Genomic DNA, 18,368 nt, shown 5'->3' with positions numbered 1-18,368 from the left:
GAAAGTGTGACGACACATGAAAAAAGTAGAATTTTCCCCATCATTGATGACGATGGATTTAGACAAGTTTAAAGAACAGATCACCTTTTTAAATGACAAAGTAGATTCCTATCATATCGACATTATGGATGGGCATTATGTACCGAATATTACATTATCGCCATGGTTCATTGAAGAACTACGGAAAATCACGACGTTGCCGATGTCCGCCCATTTGATGGTGACTGATCCTAGTTTTTGGGTACAGCAGTTAGTGGATCTGCAATGCGAGTGGATCTGCATGCACGCAGAAGTATTGGATGGCTTGGCTTTCCGTCTGATTGATCAGATTCACGATGCGGGATTAAAAGCGGGCATCGTCTTGAATCCTGAGACACCGATCGAAACGATTTTCCCGTATATCGAACTGGTGGATAAAATCACGATCATGACGATTGATCCTGGATTTGCCGGGCAACGCTTTATCGAAAGCACGTTAGATAAGATTGTGGCTTTACGAGAGTTACGGGAAGAAAAAGGCTACAATTACGTGATCGAGATGGACGGTTCTTCCAATCGTAAATCCTTTAAACGCATTGATGCGGCTGGGCCAGATATTTATATCGTAGGCCGCAGCGGACTGTTCGGTTTGGATGAAGATATCGCCAAAGCTTGGGAAATCATGGTTAATGACTATGAAGAAATGACTGGCAAAAAGCTGACATATGCTGAAGCAAAATAGTTTTTTAGGACTTGGGGTCGAAAGGCTCCAAGTTTTTTCTTGTCTTAGTACATCAGTGGGTCAATACACGTGGAATGATATTTTTCAAACACTGAACAACTCTTTTGTGATATAGTAAACAATAATGTAAACGTTTTTAAGAAATGGAGGAATGGCATGGAATATCGAGGACCAATGCTGGTGGTGAAAGACATGGAACGGTCAAAGGCGTTCTATCGTAAGATTCTAGAAGTAGATATTATTTCTGATTTTGGAGAGAATGTGACATTCAATGGCGGATTGTCGCTGCAAACGGAAGAATCGTGGATTCGCTTTACGGGTTGCGACAAAGAAACGTTCAACTATCAGAACAATACGGTAGAATTTTACTTTGAGACGGAGGACTTTGACGGCTTTCTTGAGCGTACGCAAGAGGAAAAGCTGGATTTTCTGCGAGATGTCGCAACGATGCCTTGGGGACAAAAGGTCGCTTGTTTCTATGATCCAGACAAGCACGTGATTCAGGTTGGTGAAGATCTGACGGTGATGGTGAAACGGTTAGCGGCGGAGGGTATGACCGTTGATGAATTAGGGGAAAAAACATTTCTTGGCAAAGAAATAGTCGAGAATATGCTGAACAGTTAAAAAGTTGAAGGCTGCGATGCGGCCTTCAACTTTTTATTTTAATTTTTGCTGTGTCCAGTTTTCATAAAGAAATGCAAATGAGTTTATCGGTGCTTGAAGACTGGCCTCGAGCATTTGCGCCAATGCTTTTAATTTCAATTGTACTTCTTGATCGGTCCAGGTGAACAAGCCGGGATCGAGCAAAAAGATAATTGGCGACAGTAAAATTTCCGCTATCTGTTCCGGCTGATCGCAGGTGAAGATCTTTTCCTCGACGCCCTGCTGTAAAATTTCACCAACGATTGGTGAAAGCTGCCGCAGGATAAAGACCATCGATTTCTGATGAATCGCGGCATTTTGAGGTTCATGCAAGGCAACGTCAATTGCACGGTCTACTTCGGTACTGCGGTAAAAATATAATAATAGCTTGATTTTTTCTAGTGCAGGAGCATCGACGGCGGCTAATTTTGTGCGACAAGTTTCGATGACATTGCTGTACTGGCGTTCGACCAGAGCATCCAAGACTTCTTCTTTGCTCTTGAAATAGTAGTATAGTCCGCCTTTCGCAATCCCCGCCTTCGTTGCAATATCTTGAACAGAAGCGGTCCCAGCCGTTCCTTCGTAAAGCAATTCCTGCAGGGCATCTAAAATCATTTCTCGTTTACTCATCGTATCAACCTCCAAAAATAGTATATCACAAAAAGTTGACTACTGTTCAAAAAGTTGTTATGATGACGTTGTTGAACGGTGGTCAAAAAAGGAGGAGGGATTGTAATGTTGGCTTTGGGGCTATTTATCTTAATTGTATTACTACTTGTGCTATTCATTGTGGGGTTATTGATAAAATTTTTACTATATTTATTTAAGCGTTTTCGGGGAAGGAATGACGTGTTTGCGACAAGAGGAGTCAAAAGGGGCGTGCTGGGGATGCTGATTGTTATCGTTTTCGCGATTGTCTTGGTATTTTTTACTCAACTGACAGCCTCGACACCGAAAATTGCTAAAGAAAATAGTATTGCAGAACTGAGAGAAGTTCATTTGAACAAGAGCAAGGAATGGATCAGCATTCGAGGTGAAAATCGCGACAAGCCATTACTTTTATTTTTAGCTGGTGGACCAGGCGGGTCTCAGCTGGCGGCGACACGGTATGAACTTGCGGAACTAGAAAAAAATTTTGTTGTGGTCAATTGGGAACAGCCGGGCTCAGGAAAATCCTTTTCTGCGATTTCGCGAAAAAAATTAACACCAGAAACTTATGTGAAGGATGGAACGGCGTTGGTCCGTTCACTCCTAAAAGAGTTTAAGCAGGAAAAATTGTATTTAGTCGGTGAATCATGGGGGAGCGCATTAGGTATTTTTATGGCGAAAGAACAGCCGGAACTTTATCAAGCTTTTATTGGAACCGGGCAGATGGTAGCATTTGAAGAGACGGAAAAAATTGATTATGCGCTAGCAATGAAGCTGGCGAAGGAAAACGGCGATCAAAAAATCGTGGATACATTACGGAAAAATGGTGAACCACCTTATTACGGCAACGCGGTTACTACTAAAAGTGCGACTTATCTCAATTATCTGAGCCAAGCGATGGCGAGAAATCCTGAGATTCAAAATGCTGGTTTCCAAACCATGCGTGATCTTGCGGCAAAGGAATACGGTATCTTGGATAAAGTGAATTATCTTCGAGGCATCCTGCAAACCTTCAATCACGTGTATCCGCAGTTATACGATGTAGACTTGCGGAGGGATTACTCAAAATTAGATATTCCCGTTTATTTTTTACTGGGGAAGCATGATATCAATGCGCCGCTTAGTTTAGCAGAAGATTATTATAAGAAGCTGGATGCTCCAAGTAAGGAAATCGTTTGGTTTGAACATTCAGGCCACAATCCTTGGATCAATGAACGCGAACGATTTGCGGAGGTTGTTCAGCAGATTGCGAAAAAGACAAAATAAAATCAGAGTATTCACGCTTTCGTGGATACTCTGATTTTTTAGCTTTCGAATTGTGCTTGATGAAGCTCGTAATAACGCCCCTGTTTAGCTAGCAATTCTTCGTGATTGCCTTGTTCAACGATATTTCCGTCATTGACTACGAGAATCAGGTCGGCTTCACGAATGGTTGAGAGACGGTGGGCGATAATGAAGGAAGTTTTGTCTACCATCAATTTACCCATCGCTTCTTGGATTTGCAGCTCTGTCTGTGTATCCACATTTGAAGTGGCTTCATCCAGGATCAACAACTCCGCATTCAGCAGCATTGCCCGAGCGATTGTCAGTAATTGCTTTTGACCTTGCGAGATCGCTAACCCATCTTCAGTCATCACCGTATCGTAGCCTTTTGGCAGTTGCGCGATGAAATCATGGATGTGGGCGGCTTTAGTCGCCTTGATCACATCTTCTAATGTGGCATCCTCATTCCCATAGGTCAGATTTTCAAAGATCGTTCCGGTAAAGAGCCAAGTATCCTGTAAGACCATCGCGTATTGCTTCCGCAGACTGCTGCGGGTTGCTTCTTTGATATTTTGTCCATCTAAGTAGATTGCACCGCTATCAGGATCGTAAAAGCGCATCAGCAAATTCACGATCGTTGTCTTCCCAGCTCCTGTTGGACCTACGATGGCGACGACGCTGCCGGCAGAAATTTCAAAAGATAAATCTTTGATGACAGGCTCATCTGTTTGATAACCAAAAGAAACATGATCAAAGCGAACATCACCGCGAGCTTTCTCAAAGACATGAGCATTTGGGACGTCCTGAACTTCGGGTTCTTCGTCTAGTAGCTTGAAGATTCGTTCAGCCGCTGCAATAGAGGATTGCAGATCGCTGAAAATATTCGCCAGCTCATTGATCGGCCCAGAAAATTTCCGTGAATACAAAACAAAGGAGGATAATTTTCCCAGTGTTAAGTGCCCGAACAAGAATAAGAAGGCACCTAAGATACTGATCAGTGACAGCGAAACGTTGTTGATGAAATTGACTGAAGGACCAGTCATACTGCCATAGTATTCCGCATTGTAATAGGCCGTCATCGCTTCTTCATTTTTTTGGGAGAAGCGGCTGATCATTGTTTCTTCTTGATGATAAACTTTGGTGGTTTGTTCGCCGGATAGGAATTCCTCGGTCAAACCGTTTAATTCACCAAGCTTGGCAGAACGTTTGCGGAATAACGGCTGGAACTTATTGGTCAAGTAGCGCGTCAGTAAAATTGATGCCGGTACTGTAACTAAAAAGATTGTGACCATCAGGGGCGAAATCACCATCATCATAACAAAAGAGCCGATGACAGTGACTAAACTGCTCAATACTTGAACAGAATCACTAGCCAGCGAAGTATTGATGGTGTCGATGTCGTAACTCATCCGGCTGACGATATCCCCAGTCTGGTGCTGGTCGAAATAACCGACTGGCAGCGAAACAATCTTTTCAAAAAGATCTTTCCGCAGACGAAACGCGATTTTCTGGCTCAAATAGATCATTAGCCGTTTAATGCCGTAGCTTAAAATCGCGGAAGCTGCATAGAAGACCACCATCCAACTACAATAGAAGAAAACTTTTTGGAAAACGACATTGCCTTTACCAATCTGAATCGCATCGATAGCATAGCCGGAGAGCAGGGGACCGACTAAAGCAAATAAATTGCTGGCGATCGTTAAGATTACTGCTAAGAACAGCAACCATTTGAACTGATATAAATAACCCCACAAACGAAGCAGCGTGCCCTTGCGTGAACCTTTATTCTTCAATGGCTTGCCCTCCAGTCTGTCCTTGGTAGATTTCTTGATAAGTCGCGTTTTCCGCGAGTAATTCTTCATGGGTCCCGTAGCCGATCATTTTCCCCTTATTTAATAGAAGGATTTTATCAGCATGCTGGATCGAGCTGATCCGTTGAGCGATCAAAATTTTTGTTGTCTCGCCAAAATTTGTTCGTAATGCTTTCCTCAGATTTGCGCCGGTATGGTAATCTAGCGCACTGGAAGAATCATCAAGGATCAATAGATCGGGTTGTCCAATCAGAGCACGAGCTAAGAGCACCCGCTGCTTTTGTCCACCACTGAGATTTTGTCCTTTGGCTTCCAGGTGATGCTCCAGACCATCTGCGAGCTTGTCGATAAATTCTCGTGCCTGCGCATCATCAATTGCTTGTTGAATTTGTTCTTCCGAAAAGGTTCGACCAAATAGAATGTTTTCTCGAATCGTATCCGCAAAGAGCACGTCTTTTTGCAAGACAGCACCAATGTTTTGATGCAGCGCATCAAGGGAATAGTGTTTGATCTCTTGAGCGTCTAATAAGATCTGACCGGAAGATCGATCATATAAGCGCAGGATCAGACTGGCGATCGTGGTTTTTCCGCTGCCGGTCGCACCCATGATACCTAACGTTTCACCAGGATCGACACGAAAGCTGATATGTTCGATCGCAGGAGCGCCATCTGGATATGCAAAAGACACATCCTCAAAAACTAATTTAGTAGAGGCGGTGTTTCGCTGATCCAATGTTCCCGGCACTATAGCAGGTTTTTTGCGCAGGACTTCGTTGATCCGATTCGCCGAAGCTAAGCCGCGAGAATACAAAACAAAGATTCGCGTGATCGAGAGCATCGCATTTAGAATGATTGTGAAGTAGGTCAGGAAGGCCACGATGACACCGGGCTGTGTCAAACCAGCGTTCACCCGGTAAGCACTAACGACGATCACCAACGTTAAACCTAAGTTCAGGAATAAATCCAACAGAGCGGGAGAGGCAGCCAAAGTTACATTAGCTGTCGTCTCTGCATTGACTAAAGACTGATTTACGTTTTCAAATCGTTGACGTTCGAAGGCTTCCTTTGATAAGGCCTTGATTACCCGCGAGCCAGTCACATTTTCCCGAACGGTCAAAACAAGCTGGTCAACTTGCTTTTGCAGCTTGCCAAAGAGCGGCACTCCTTTTTTGGAAATATGCGTCACCATCACAAAGATGATCGGCATCACTGCAACTAGCACCAATGTCAAAATCGGATCTAAAGTAGTAGTGATCAAAATCCCACCAACTAAAAGAATTGGTGCGCGAATCCCCATCCGCAGCATGACACCAAGAGTCAGATGGATATTGTAGGTGTCAGATGTTACACGTGAAACTAATGAGGAGACTCCGACGTCTTCAATTTGCGTCGTGTCTAGATAAGTAATCTTGTGGAACAGGTCTCCACGAATATGTTCCGTCGTATCTTTTGCGACCCGTGAGACCATCCGATTGGCGACAATGTTTGCCCACAAAGCAAAGGCAGAAGCCGCCAACATGACACCGCCCCAGAGAAGAATTTTCTTGGGGTCTTTTTGCGGAATGACCTGATCTAAAATATAGGCTAAAGTCCAAGGCAGGATCAATTCCATCATGGTTCCCAAAAATTTAATGATTACACCTATCGTTACTCGGAAACGATAAGGCTTCAGGTAGTTTAGAATTAATTTCATTTTTGCTCCTTATCCATGTTATCCATTATTTCTTGCTGCACATTTCTGCTTCAGCTTTCTCCATGATTGTGTGCAATCCAGATAATACAGCCTCTTGTTGTTCAGCTGGAATCTCCGCTAACAACGTTTGGTTCCAATCTGCTAGGATTGAACGAATTTCTGATTCGATGGCTAAAGCTTTTTCGGTTGGAAAGATTCTCAGCCGTCGTGCGTCCTGCTGGTCGCTTTGTCGAGTGACGAAACCTTTCTGCTCCAGCTGCGCCAATTGTCGAGCAACGTTGCTTTTATTAATAAAGATTTTGCAGGCCAGCTCTTCCTGTGAAATTCCTGGTTCAGCACAAACACTTAAGATGTAAGCATGATGCATCTCACCTAAGCCTAACTTCTTAAATTTATTTTCTCGATAGCAGGTTGAGAGTTGAGCAATGCGATTGATTGTTTTTACAAAAGAATTCTCCAAAGAAATGTTCCTCTCTGATTTTAATTAGTTCTCACTGAAACGAGCATAGAATAGTATAAAAGAAAAACGTTGCGGGTGCAACGAATAGAGGCCAGAAAAAACAATAAGTCTACCAGAGTGCGTTTGGTCGTCTTTTTCCTGTTGGCCAAGTGCAAAAATTTACTTTCTTTACACAACCATAACAATCTTTATTTTATCTTTGCGTGAACTTGACGGTGTCTTTACACTGCATCGGTATACTTTTTGTCAGAGGATACCGCTGTCCTTGTTTGTTTTCGCTGACGGTATCCAGTTTGAAAAATTGATTCGTAAATGCGAATAAAGGAGAGATACATTTGTTAAAACTCGAAAACATTTCGAAAAAATTTCAAGAGACGACCGTACTGGAAAATATTAACTTAGAAATCGAATCTGGCGAGATTGTTTCTATTCTTGGACAATCAGGTTCAGGAAAGACCACTTTACTAAATTTGATTTTAGGATTAGAAGAGCCAAGCGGGGGAGAAATTTTCTTTGACGGGATGAATATCACGCACACATTGATGGAAAAGCGGCCCTTCAATATTGTATTTCAAGATTATGCTTTGTTTCCTAATTTAACAGCTTATCAAAATCTGACATACGGGCTACGCAATAAAAAAGAGTGTTCTACTAAAGCAGAGGTTGATGAACTGATCCAATTATTGAATTTGGAAAACCATTTGGAGAAACCGATCCATCAATTGTCCGGTGGGCAGAAGCAGCGGGTTGCACTGGGGCGCACGCTAGTAATGAAGCCGCAGCTGCTTTTGTTAGATGAACCGCTAAGTGCTTTAGATGGGGTAATCAAGGAATCAATCAAAGTCAAAATCCAAGAAATCGCGCGGAAGCTTCAATTGACTATCGTCATCGTCACTCATGATCCAGAAGAGGCTTTGACGATGTCTGATAAAATCGTTGTTCTCGATGAAGGAAAAATCGCTCAATGCAGTTCGCCGGTCGAAATTATGAGTAAAGCTTCCTGTCATTTTGTCGAAGAGTTCATCGTCAACCAATTGGCGATCAAGCAACAGAATATTCAGCAAATATTTCAGCAATCTGTGGAAATGGTGGCATCATGAGAATCGCCTTTTCATTGAAAAAAATGATTAGCTGGTGCGTGCTTGCTTTCTTCTTTTTATTTTTGGCTTATCCGATCATTCAGATCGTGTTGACCGCTTTTCCCAGCTCGGGGGGAAGCAGTATTCAGATTTTCAATCAGGATTGGCAGGTATCGTTTGGCAACAGCTTGAAATACTCTTTAGCGGCGACAAGCTGTTCAACGATCTTAGGCTTTTTCTTAGCTTACGGAAATAATTTTACGCGAATCAACCGAAGATTTTTGAAACTGAACGAGAGCATCCTGGATTTTCCGATGCTTTTACCAACCATTACTTATGGCTTTGTCCTTATTTATGCCTTTGGTAAACAAGGCCTATGGAGCAAGGTTTTTCAACAGGAACTGTTCCATATCTATGGCTCTATCGGTATTTTATTAGGCTTTGTCATCTATACATTGCCGCCAATCTTTATTTTGATCAATAACTCGATGAAATACTTGGATACACAATTATTTGTTGTGTCTCGTTTGATGGGGGACAGCTGGTATCGATCGCTATATAAGACGATTCTGATTCCTTTGACTCGCGTTTTGGCGGTCGCCTTTCTGCAAGGCTTCTTCATGTCGTTTACTGATTTTGGGATTCCAAGTGCAGTTGGCGGACAAACACCCTTTATCACGACATTATTATATGAAGGCTTTATGGGAACAATTCCGAATTTTCAGTTTGGCTCCTTGGTCGCCCTGACGATGCTGCTGCCATCGATCATCAGTATCTTGGTTCTGAATCATCTACAGAAGAAGGTAGTGCGCTATGAACGACCGCGTCAGGCAGTAATCAAAAAGAATGTGGTGAGAGATTGGTGCTTCCGACTACTATTTCTTAGTTTGTCACTGTTCATACTAGGTGTCTTTGCTGTCTTGATCATTATTCCGATGGTGAGTAATTGGCCTTATGATTTGCGTCCAACGCTAAATAATTTTGCCCGCTTTATGCAAGATGACAGCTTGGTTTTAACGTTGAAAAACTCGCTGATGATGGCGTTGTTGACTGCCGGAATTGGAACGATCATTGCCTATCTAGCAGCAATCTTGACTTCTAGAGAGCGTAAGCTTTATAAGCTCAACCAAGTGATCGACAGTATCGCTACAATCACCAACTCGATTCCGGGAATGGTTTTGGGAGTTGCTTACTTATTATTATTCAGCGCCAGTCAGCTGCATAACACGTTAATCGTCTTAGTCATTGTAACGATTGTTCATTATTTTTCAACACCGTATCAAATGGCAAAAGAAGCGCTGCAAAAGATGAATTTGAATTGGGAGAATACCGCCAAGTTAATGGGTGACAGCTGGTTGAAAACCGTTTGGCGGATCTTGATCCCTAATTCAAAGGTGACGATCGTTGATATCTTTGCCTATTACTTTTTCAACTCAATGGTGACAATTAGTGCCGTAATTTTTTTAACAAGTGCCAATACAATGGTTATTACTGCCAAATTAAAAGAGCTCCAGCATTTTGGTCGGTTTAACGATATATTTATGCTTTCGTTGTTTTTATTAGTAATCAATTTAGCCATGCAAGGACTTACACAACTTATAAAAAGGGGAATGATGAATGAACAAAAAGAAACTACTCGCTTTACTTGGAAGTCTGCTTTTCCTTCTATTATTAAGCGGCTGCAGCAAAAGTAATGCTGCGAACGAAAAGGTCACGATTTATACGAATGCCGATGAAGAGCCGGTAGAGGTCATTAAGAATGTTTTAGATAAGAACGGCTACAAGGGAAAATATACACTGCAATCTTTTGGCACATCAGAGCTGGGCGGCAAGCTTTTAGCAGAAGGAAAAAATATTGAAGCCGACTTAGTGACGATGAGTTCCTTCTATTTAAATAGTGCTCAGAAAAAAGAGGAGATGTTCAAGGAATTAAAATTACCAGTTGATTCATTAACGAAGATTCCAGACTACACCGCACCATTTACCGTCCAAGAAGGAACGATTTTTTACAATACGGATGTGATGAAGGAAATGAAGCTGCCGATTCCGAAGAGTTTGAAAGAGCTAGCGGATCCGAAATACAAGGATGCCTTATCGATTTCAGACATCAAACAATCTTCTACCGCTTGGTTGCTATTCCAAGCCTTAGTTGATAATTATGGTGAGAATGAAGCAAAAACAATCCTACAAGGTATCTATAAAAATGCGGGGGACCATTTGGAAAGTTCTGGCTCAGGTCCATTGAAAAAGGTTCGTTTAGGAGAAGTTGCGATCGGCTTCGGAATACGACATCAGGCTGTCAAGGATAAACAGGACGGATTGCCGATTGATTTCGTTGAGCCATCAGAGGGAACCTATGCTTTGACCGAATCATTAGCAGTGATTGATAAAGGAAAACAAACCAATCCAGAAGCGCAAAAAATGCTGGATCTGATTTTAGAAAAAGGCCGCAAAGACTTGCTGGAGATTTATCCTAGTGCTCTATACAAAGGAGAAATAGTCAATTCGGAACAAGTAGCCAAAAATCAAAAGGTTTTCCCGAAAGAATTGACTGCAGAATTATTAGAGAAGCATCAAAAATTAGTTGATTAAGGAGTGTAACATGGAATATAAATTATTAACCCCAGGACCGCTGACGACGAGTAAATCTGTCAAACAAGCGATGATGGTGGATCATTGTACATGGGACCAAGAATACAAAGGAATCACACAAGAAATCCGACAAAAGCTGTTGGATCTAGCGGGTGTCACCTCAGAAGAATACACCACTATTTTGATGCAGGGCAGCGGATCATTTGGTGTGGAATCAGTCATAGGTTCGATGATTGGACTGAAAGATCATGTGCTAGTCTGTGTAAATGGCGCCTATGGCCGTCGAATAGTCAGTATGTGCGAGTGTTACAATCTAATGTACAGTGTTTATGAAGTGGCAGAGGATGAAATTCCTCAAGCTTCAGATATAGAAAAAATCCTGACTGGTGATCGCACGATATCAGCGATCGCCATGGTTCACAGCGAGACGACTTCTGGCATTCTGAACGAGTTAGAAGAAATAGCAGCACTGGCTAAAGATCAAGGTTTGCTGTTTATTGTTGATGCGATGTCTAGCTTTGGCGGGATTCCCATAGATGTTTCCGCACTGTCGATCGATTTTCTCATTTCAAGTTCGAATAAATGCATTCAAGGTGTTCCTGGCTTTTCGTTTGTTTTAGCCAAACGGGAGCAGCTTGAACAACGGAAAGATTTTGCTCGAACAGTGTCTTTAGATCTGTATGATCAATATGAAACGATGGAAAAGGATGGCAAATGGCGCTTTACTTCGCCGACTCATACTGTTTTGGCCTTCTATCAAGCGCTGAAAGAATTAGATAAGGAAGGTGGGGTCTACCAACGCTACATGCGGTATTTGACGAATAATCGCCTACTGCGGCAAAAAATGGGAGAATTAGGCTACCAGCCATTCATCACGCAGCATCAAGGTCCTTTTATCACATCTTTTCTTTATCCAAAGCAGCGAGCGTTTGATTTTCAGCATTTTTATCAGCATTTAAAACAAAATGGTTTTGTCATCTATCCTGGAAAAATAAGCAGCGTTGATTGTTTCCGAATTGGAAATATTGGGGAGATCTATCCAGAAGATATTGATCGGTTGGTCAAAGTCATTGAAAACTATTCGGAGGTAGCACATGTCAGTTAATACGATTATTTTAGACTGGGCAGGGACCACAGTTGACTTCGGCTGTATGGCTCCAGTCCATGCCTTCAAAAAAGCCTTTAGTAATAAGAACATCGAGCTCACAAACCAAGAGATTCGAAAACCAATGGGGATGCTTAAAATAGATCATATCAAGCAGCTGCTTTCGCTTGATCAAGTAAAAAGAGAATGGCTGGCGCTTTATGGCCGTCCTTCTGATGAAAATGATGTTCTTAGTATCTATCAAGATTTTGAAACCTACCTGTTTGCAGACCTGGCGGAAAATAGTCACTTAAAGCCAGAAACGAAGCAAGCGATGAGAAAAATCAAACAATTAGGCTATAACATCGGCTCTACAACGGGCTATACCAAGGAAATGATGGAGGTCGTTTTTGAAACGGCTAGAGTAGAAGGATATCATCCAGATTACGTTGTTACACCGGATGATGTAGATTCATTGGGACGCCCGTATCCCTTTATGATTTTTGAGAACATGCGTTTTTTTCAAAACCGTTCAATGGCGGAGGTAATTAAGGTAGGGGATACAATCTCTGACATTCAAGAAGGAAAAAATGCGGGGGTATTAAGCATTGCTGTTACAGAAGGCAGCTCCGTGATGGGGCTATCACTGGAGGAATACAAACAGTATTCTAAGGAAGAAATGGAGCAGTTGAATCAGCAAGCGGCTGAAATATTTTACCAACATGGTGCGGATCTTTGCATCAAAAATCTCTTGGAATTGGCAGAGCTTTTACAGGAACATTCAACGCTCCAGAACCTGCAAATAAAAAAAGAAAAGATTCAGGTAAATTAACGGAAATATCGACTTTTGCAGTCGATATTTCTTTATTTTTTGGCGGCAGAAAAAAAGCGGACGTAATTATTCAAAAAATAAATAAAAAAAACAAAAAAAGATTTTTTCTTTCCAGGATGTTCTTAATAAATTCACAATTACTTAGATTTAGGCTACTACAATTGTGGAAACGGATACAATTACCCAATTCTCTTAATTTTATCCAAAAATTAAATTTTATATTTCAAAAATGGCTGAGACATTCCTTATAAATGCGGGTAGAATAATATGTGTAACCAATGGTGCGCGCAATGAAGGTGTTTTCTCGATTTTTATGAGGTTGCTGCGAGGGGTATAAAAAACAAGTTTTTTTATAGCAGATATCAACGGTCATAAAGGTTCATAAAAAAACAAAAAATACATATAGAGATCCGGCCATTGTAATTTTATTACTGACAGCATGCTGAAGGTTGATAGGTATACTCAATCAGTGAACATGTTGATTAGCGTCTCTCCTTTTTTGTAGGAGAAGCCAAAATGCCGCGAGTCAGTGAAATATTGTGACTTATCAGATGCTATTAGCGATGAGCGGCGGAGGATGATCAGCATTCATTGGAAAATTTAAGTGGATGCATCATTATCGAAGATTGAATCAAGGATGCGGATTATTTTCAGCATCCTTGATTTTTTTTCAATTCATTGGTTGCCCCTAGTATTTGTTTCAAATACTTAGCTTGATTCAGGATAGAAAGAAGGGGAAATGTTCATGAAAAAGATTGTTATGGTAATTTGCGGGGTAGCAGTAGTTTGTTGGGGAGCTGCTAGTCTGCGTAGCGGAGCATTGAAAGCAGATAATTTACTACAAGAATCTTCTGTCGTAGAGACGACAGTTCCAGAGAGTTCGACTGTTGCACCAGCGGCACCAGAGCCTGCGCCAGCACCTGTACCGGAAACACCGGCAGAACCGTCTGCGGCGCCAGTTCCAGAGGCTCCTGCAACGGAAGCACCTGCTGCAACGGAGTCACCAGCGGAACAAGCACCGGCGGAAAGTGCACCGCCAACGGAGCCAGCACCGGAAACAACACCGTCGAGCAGTGCAGCAGAACAGCCAAAGGGCGAAAGCTCAACCAGTGAGAGTTCGACAAATGAAAGTTCGACTAACAGCGGATCATCGAGTCAAAGCTCGACAAGCGAGAGTACAACGAGCCAAACATCTAGTACAACCAGTTCGACTACACCGCCAAGTGAAACGTCGACTTCTAGTAGCACGCCGGGAAGTACGACTAGTTCAAATACTGGTGGTTCAACAGGAACAACGAGTAGTTCTGTGACGCCGCCAAGTACTAGTCAGGAACCGCCAAGTACGCCAGATCCGCCTGCTCCCGCGCCAACTCCGGTTCCGAGTCCTGGGCAAAATGTACCAACGCCGCCAGCATCAAGTGAACCGAAAGTTCAGACGAGTGACGCGGTTATCCAAGCGACACCGGATGCATTTTCTGAAACTAGTACATTGCAACTTCCAAGTGATCTGAAGACGTCAGAAGTGGCTCAATCAGATTTGAAGGGCTATGAGCTGCCGTTGCTGTCCAGCTTTGAAAACAAGGCTCATGCTGCTTTGATTTACGATGGAATCAAAAAACTTGGGATAGAACAAGAGCAGGATTTTAGTGTAGAGCAATTAGCTGCCAATCTTTACGGCGATTTGTTTGCGATAGAGATCACCGGCACGCCAGAAAAAGTAAATGAGGAAATCAGCGTCGGCAGTCTCCTGTATCAAAAGAAGAATGATCAGCTCGAAATAGTTGGCGTCTATATTGGCAAAGATTATTATTTGACGGTTGAAGATGTTGAAGTGGATGACTCACTAGAATCAACAGAAGCAGCGGAAGATGAAGCTGAAGCGATCAATACTGAAAAAGACGATGAAGAGACAGACAAAAAGGAAAAACAACGGCAAGTTGTACTTCAGCCGATGAATATTGATGAAGACCTGTTGGTTCAAGCATTGCCGAATGCTTCATTGACAGAATATGGTCAAACGATTTTAGCAGAGTATCCAGCATCCATCAATTTCACCGAAAATGAAGGAGCCAAGAAATTCATTTCTACGATTGCAGAAGATGCACGCAAGCTGGGGCAAGAATATGATGTATTTGCTTCCGTGATGATAGCACAAGCATTATTAGAAAGCGGTTCTGGCACAAGCAGTTTGTCGCTCCCGCCAAACTATAACCTGTTCGGAGTAAAAGGAACCTATCAAGGCCAAGCTGTTTCGATGGCTACACAAGAAGATCGTGGAAATGGCGATTTATACTCCATTAATTCCGCTTTCCGCAAATATCCGAATTATGCCGCTTCACTTGGAGATTACGTGCAATTATTACGCGGCGGAATTTCCGGCAATGACGGATATTATCAAAATGCATGGCGTTCTACCGCAAAGAATTACCTGCGGGCAACGCAAGCCTTAACAGGAAAGTATGCGACCGATACTTCTTATAATAGAAAGTTAAATTCGATCATTGCTGTCTACAACTTGACGCAATACGATCGCGTAAAAGTCGATCAGTCTTCGGGTGTCTTTATCAAGGGAAAAGACGAGATTCCTGAAGAATATCGCTCATTGATGCGTTACCCGGATTATAACGGGGTCAATTACAATACCTCAGGTTCGTACCCAGTCGGACAATGTACTTGGTACGCCTTTAATCGTGTGAAACAGTTAGGCAAGAGCGTCGATGACTTTATGGGCAACGGCGGTGAATGGGGAACTAAAGGAAAAGCTTTAGGTTATGAGGTCAGTCGTGAACCCAAGGCTGGTTGGTTGATCTCCTTCACACCAGGAACAGCCGGATCAGATCCACGCTATGGTCACGTTGCTTTTGTAGAAGTGGTTCGACCTGAGGGAATCTTAATCTCAGAGGGCAATGTTTATGGCGGTACCGTGATTTCCTATCGGGTGATTGATGCCAACTTAGCGAAATCTGATCTAGTAACCTACATTAAAGCAAAATAAAGGGGTGCCATCACTCATGGCAAATAAGCGACACGGACACGCAGAGGATCCACCGAATGACAGGAGGGCATTACTCTTAACCGTCCTACTTCTCATCATTCTATCTGTAACGATGCTGCTTGTTATGAGAGGACAGTTACAAAAGCGGTATAGTGTTCATACGATTTCGGGCACGTCGATGATTCCGACGCTGACCGAGAAGGATCAGGTTCTTGTTAAGAAAAAAACTCAAATTCAACGCTATGATATTATTGCTTTCTCAGTTGATAAGGAAGAGGGGATGTTTGTCAAACGTGTGATTGGTTTACCAGGCGACAGCATGTTTGTCCGAAATGATCGAATGGTTTTAGATATCGGCGAACAGGGTGATTTTGAAACGACGAATACGTACCATTTATCACCAACTGTGGCGGATGAATTTCAAACGTTAAACAAAATTCCAGAAGATGTTTACTTTGTGATTGGTGATCATGTAGACGTTTCTAAAGACAGCCGGACGTTTGGTTTTGTCCATCGGAAGTCAATCGAAGGAACTGTCCAATTCCGTTTTCCAGCGATTCATCTCGCTAGATTGGAAGACTAAAAGAAAAGGGGAAAACACGTGATAATCATTAACTGGATTTGCGTAGGGCTCATCATTATAGTGCTCTTAGTGTGGTTATATCGAATGGTTATCAACGTTCGATTGCAGATGATCAAGCCACCAAGAGACGCATCGGCGACTTTTCAGCGAAAGTTGGATTATGTCAAGCAAATTCAACAAACGAAGCATATATCGGCGTTACTATTCGTGACCTTCTGCCTAGCAGTAGGATTACTCTTAACCACGTACAGTCTATTCCAAGTACAAGATCAGCTATATGCGATCAACGAGCAGAACAATGCATTAAAAGATGACATTCAAGTGATGAAAAAGGATCAAAAGAAACTAATCAATAAGCTGCCGGTCAAAAAATATCCGCAAGAAGGGATCGGCTTACAGGAATATACCTGGGATGAATTATTCTCTGATGATAGTCGCGAGAAGCAGTATGCGATGGAGAGTGATTTATCGAATAAACTCAGTCCTTACTTTGGATTGCCGACGACCTTGATCGTCTTAGATATACCGACCCAAACGTTGAATATTGCCTTGGCTGGAGATTTAACCAGTGAAGACAATCGTCAGCAAATCAAAGAAAATATCCAAGCCTTTGCTGCTGAAGCAGAGGGGGTATCCAATCTGACACAGATTACCTTCCAGCTAAATGTAAGGGATGGGGAGAAGCAGAAACAAGATTATAGTTGTACTTTCTCTCGTGAGAATGGAGAAGATAAATTTGTAATGATTCAAGAAGAAGACTAACGGAAAGAAGGGAAAAAAATGGTAGCACAACAAAAAAAGAGCGGATGGTTTTTCAACAAGAACATTATCGATGAGATCAATTCTGTTCCAGAAGAGAAAGTTGAAAATGAAGGTCAAGCACCAGTGACAGCCCAAACACAAGCACAGTCACCAGCGCCTGCACAACCACAAGCCAAACCTGCTCCTGCTTTAAAAATGGTTTCTGATAACACCGTTCCTGAATCACCAGAAAAGCAGGCAGAAGAGATCAAAGAATTGAAACGTTTGATTTTTGAAAAGGAACAAGTTTTACAGAAATATAAAAAAGAAATGACAGCCCAAACCCAACAGCTGACGAAAGAAAATGAAAACTATCGTCAATCTGTCTTACGAATGGGTGAAGAAAAAGCCCAAAATCGTCGTCAGATCCAGGATCTAGAAGCTGAGGTTCAACGAGCTCGGCAAGAGGTCCAACGTCTGAAAGAAACACAAGAATTAGATAACTTGAAACAGCAATTGGAACAAGTTCAGGCTGAAAATGAAAGACTGAAGGATTCCGTTGCCCACTTAGCCACTGTAGAACAGGAGTTGGAAGAGATCCACGAAGAACATCAAGCATTGGTTGCCCAGCAAAAAGATGAAGAAATCCAACGTCTAGAAAAAATCCATCAATTAGAAGCTCAGATCAATGAACTGATCGCAGAGATCAACGAGAAGGATGAACAATATTCTCAATTGGACAAAGTGATTGTCGAGAAAGATCAAGCGATGGATCAAATGGTGGAGGAACAAGCAGCTAAAGAAGTTCAAGAAAAAGAAATCATGGATTTGCGGGAAAAAGTCGCAGAGCTTCGTTCAGAAAATGAGCAGTTAAAACATGATGCGATTTCGACACAGCAAGAAATTGGGGAAGTCTTAATCTCCGCACGGAAACAGGCCAACCGTATGGTAGAAAAATCTAAGATGGAGGCTTACCGGATCATCGATGAAGCGAAGAAAGAATTAGCAACCATCAACGATCAAGCCAAAGAGATTTCTGAAGAAGTGAATGAATCACGTCAATCCGTACTTTCAATGTACGAAGAGTTACAAACTCGAGTAGATATCCTTGCGCAAGGAAAAATGCAAGAAGACGTAACCCGTGTCACAGAATAATTTGATCAAAACGAAAGGTATCCGTTAAAATGCGGGTACCTTTTTTTAATGCCCAGACTGTCACTGTAA

16 protein-coding genes are annotated in these 18,368 nt (G+C 42.3%); 12 read left to right on the top strand and 4 right to left on the bottom strand.

The window, feature by feature from the left end:
• The first annotated feature begins 16 nt into the window (after window positions 1–16).
• Both alsE and E6139_RS13350 read left to right on the top strand, forming a co-directional pair.
• The gene (gene alsE / locus E6139_RS13355; RefSeq protein ID WP_316403565.1) at window positions 17–721 is read left to right on the top strand and encodes a D-allulose 6-phosphate 3-epimerase; all 705 of its coding nucleotides are present in this window, start codon (window positions 17–19) and stop codon (window positions 719–721) included.
• Between the two features lie 156 nt (window positions 722–877).
• Window positions 878–1,345: a VOC family protein gene (locus E6139_RS13350; protein ID WP_316403564.1), complete on the top strand. Its 468-nt coding sequence runs from the start codon at window positions 878–880 to the stop codon at window positions 1,343–1,345.
• 33 nt (window positions 1,346–1,378) lie between these two features.
• Here E6139_RS13350 and E6139_RS13345 read toward each other — a convergent pair whose 3' ends face one another.
• Window positions 1,379–1,993 (bottom strand): TetR/AcrR family transcriptional regulator, encoded by a 615-nt coding sequence (locus tag E6139_RS13345; protein ID WP_316403563.1) that lies wholly within the window; start codon window positions 1,991–1,993, stop codon window positions 1,379–1,381.
• A gap of 105 nt (window positions 1,994–2,098) precedes the next feature.
• Between E6139_RS13345 and E6139_RS13340 the strand changes: the two genes are divergently transcribed.
• Window positions 2,099–3,277, top strand: a complete 1,179-nt coding sequence (locus tag E6139_RS13340; protein WP_316403562.1) for an alpha/beta hydrolase — start codon at window positions 2,099–2,101, stop codon at window positions 3,275–3,277.
• A gap of 38 nt (window positions 3,278–3,315) precedes the next feature.
• Here E6139_RS13340 and E6139_RS13335 read toward each other — a convergent pair whose 3' ends face one another.
• Genes E6139_RS13335 through E6139_RS13325 form a run of 3 tightly spaced genes read right to left on the bottom strand, consistent with a single transcriptional unit; the run spans window position 3,316 to window position 7,238 of the window.
• Complete coding sequence (locus tag E6139_RS13335; protein WP_316403561.1) at window positions 3,316–5,067, bottom strand: ABC transporter ATP-binding protein; 1,752 nt, start codon at window positions 5,065–5,067, stop codon at window positions 3,316–3,318.
• Window positions 5,057–6,778: an ABC transporter ATP-binding protein gene (locus E6139_RS13330; RefSeq protein WP_316403560.1), complete on the bottom strand. Its 1,722-nt coding sequence runs from the start codon at window positions 6,776–6,778 to the stop codon at window positions 5,057–5,059. The genes E6139_RS13335 and E6139_RS13330 overlap by 11 nt, the downstream gene beginning before the upstream one ends.
• 25 nt (window positions 6,779–6,803) lie before the next feature.
• Entirely contained in the window at window positions 6,804–7,238 is a 435-nt protein-coding gene (locus tag E6139_RS13325; RefSeq protein WP_316403559.1) for a MarR family winged helix-turn-helix transcriptional regulator, read from the bottom strand.
• Between the two features lie 335 nt (window positions 7,239–7,573).
• Here E6139_RS13325 and E6139_RS13320 point away from each other — a divergent pair, with 335 nt between their 5' ends.
• From E6139_RS13320 to E6139_RS13280, 9 genes are all read left to right on the top strand, one after another.
• Entirely contained in the window at window positions 7,574–8,338 is a 765-nt protein-coding gene (locus E6139_RS13320) for an ABC transporter ATP-binding protein (RefSeq protein ID WP_316403558.1), read from the top strand.
• Complete coding sequence (locus E6139_RS13315) at window positions 8,335–10,011, top strand: ABC transporter permease subunit (RefSeq protein ID WP_316403557.1); 1,677 nt, start codon at window positions 8,335–8,337, stop codon at window positions 10,009–10,011. The genes E6139_RS13320 and E6139_RS13315 overlap by 4 nt, the downstream gene beginning before the upstream one ends.
• Window positions 9,935–10,909 (top strand): extracellular solute-binding protein, encoded by a 975-nt coding sequence (locus E6139_RS13310; RefSeq protein ID WP_316403556.1) that lies wholly within the window; start codon window positions 9,935–9,937, stop codon window positions 10,907–10,909. Before E6139_RS13315 ends, E6139_RS13310 begins: the two co-directional genes overlap by 77 nt.
• A gap of 10 nt (window positions 10,910–10,919) precedes the next feature.
• Window positions 10,920–12,014, top strand: a complete 1,095-nt coding sequence (gene phnW, locus E6139_RS13305; protein WP_316403555.1) for a 2-aminoethylphosphonate--pyruvate transaminase — start codon at window positions 10,920–10,922, stop codon at window positions 12,012–12,014.
• Window positions 12,004–12,825: a phosphonoacetaldehyde hydrolase gene (phnX, locus tag E6139_RS13300; protein ID WP_316403554.1), complete on the top strand. Its 822-nt coding sequence runs from the start codon at window positions 12,004–12,006 to the stop codon at window positions 12,823–12,825. The genes phnW and phnX overlap by 11 nt, the downstream gene beginning before the upstream one ends.
• Before the next feature lie 745 nt (window positions 12,826–13,570).
• On the top strand, window positions 13,571–15,820 hold the full coding sequence (locus tag E6139_RS13295) for a glucosaminidase domain-containing protein (protein WP_316403553.1): 2,250 nt from the start codon (window positions 13,571–13,573) through the stop codon (window positions 15,818–15,820).
• A 16-nt stretch (window positions 15,821–15,836) separates the two neighbouring features.
• Window positions 15,837–16,403: a signal peptidase I gene (gene lepB, locus E6139_RS13290; protein ID WP_316403552.1), complete on the top strand. Its 567-nt coding sequence runs from the start codon at window positions 15,837–15,839 to the stop codon at window positions 16,401–16,403.
• 18 nt (window positions 16,404–16,421) lie between these two features.
• Entirely contained in the window at window positions 16,422–17,165 is a 744-nt protein-coding gene (locus tag E6139_RS13285) for a hypothetical protein (RefSeq protein ID WP_316403551.1), read from the top strand.
• Window positions 17,166–17,183: 18 nt separating this feature from the next.
• Window positions 17,184–18,299, top strand: a complete 1,116-nt coding sequence (locus tag E6139_RS13280) for a hypothetical protein (protein ID WP_316403550.1) — start codon at window positions 17,184–17,186, stop codon at window positions 18,297–18,299.
• Window positions 18,300–18,368: the final 69 nt, after the last annotated feature.

This window comes from Enterococcus sp., from assembly GCF_032555305.1.
Taxonomy (GTDB): domain Bacteria; phylum Bacillota; class Bacilli; order Lactobacillales; family Enterococcaceae; genus Enterococcus_A.
The sequence above is the reverse complement of the archived record's forward strand: the minus strand, read 5'-3'. Positions and strand labels throughout refer to the sequence as shown.